This is a genomic window from Alkalibacterium indicireducens (genome assembly GCF_039522005.1).
GTDB classification, from domain to species: Bacteria; Bacillota; Bacilli; order Lactobacillales; family Carnobacteriaceae_A; genus Alkalibacterium; species Alkalibacterium indicireducens.
Genome location: NZ_BAAADA010000020.1, coordinates 1 through 697, shown reverse-complemented (window position 1 = coordinate 697; position 697 = coordinate 1). Strand labels below are relative to the sequence as shown.

Genomic DNA, 697 nt, shown 5'->3' with positions numbered 1-697 from the left:
TGTATTCACGTCTGCTGGATCACATTGCCTTTTTTCGCCTCTTTTTTATCGGTATAGAATGCTTTTCTACAGTTAAGCCGGATTTCCCAAATGCAAATCTTGCAATGACGCCTAATACAAATACTGTCAGTGCAATAGTATCAAGCGGGAGTGCCAATACTGTAGCGAACAGATAGTTGATTCCAAAACCGAGCATTCCAAAAACACCACCGATCAGTAATACGATTGGATCGATAGTTTTAAACATTGGACTGGTGATGTCTGCACCATTTTCTACATCAGTTTCCCCGTTCATGAGTTCATGATCTTCAAGTACGACATCCGCCCCTGAAAGATTCTTTTCTTCTTTCAGCTTCCTGTTTTTACTGGCTGTTTTTCTTCCAGCATAGGCTGTAGCTGCAACCCCTCCTGCAAAAGCGATATGTGGACCAAATAACGGACCAAAAGCTACCTCAGATAAGAATGCATCTCCTCCACCGGACAATACTATAGCAATACCTATCAAAGCAGCGATTCCAGTAAAAATAAAAGCTGCTAACCCACCGATAAGAGCCCCAAATACCCCTCCTCCGAAAGAAGCCAATAATAGTATAATGATATCCATTGTTTTACCTCCATAATTTGTAGAGTAATTACCAATTTTTTTGTTTTTTCGTGTTGTTTTAATGCAACTATCGTTGCTCTATCAATTAAAATA

The 697-nt window shown here is 39.7% G+C and carries 1 protein-coding gene; it reads right to left on the bottom strand.

What is annotated here, in order from left to right; genetic code table 11:
• Window positions 1–19: 19 nt before the first annotated feature.
• Window positions 20–604 carry a DUF7973 family transport facilitator gene (locus tag ABFX15_RS01300; RefSeq protein ID WP_346023751.1) on the bottom strand — a complete coding sequence of 195 codons (585 nt, stop codon included), beginning with the start codon at window positions 602–604 and terminating at the stop codon, window positions 20–22.
• Window positions 605–697 lie beyond the last annotated feature (93 nt).

What these genes read in the sequence shown, in the direction of transcription:
- ABFX15_RS01300 (WP_346023751.1), bottom strand. Translation starts at nt 604, where the DNA reads ATGGATATCATTATACTATTATTGGCTTCTTTCGGAGGAGGGGTATTT.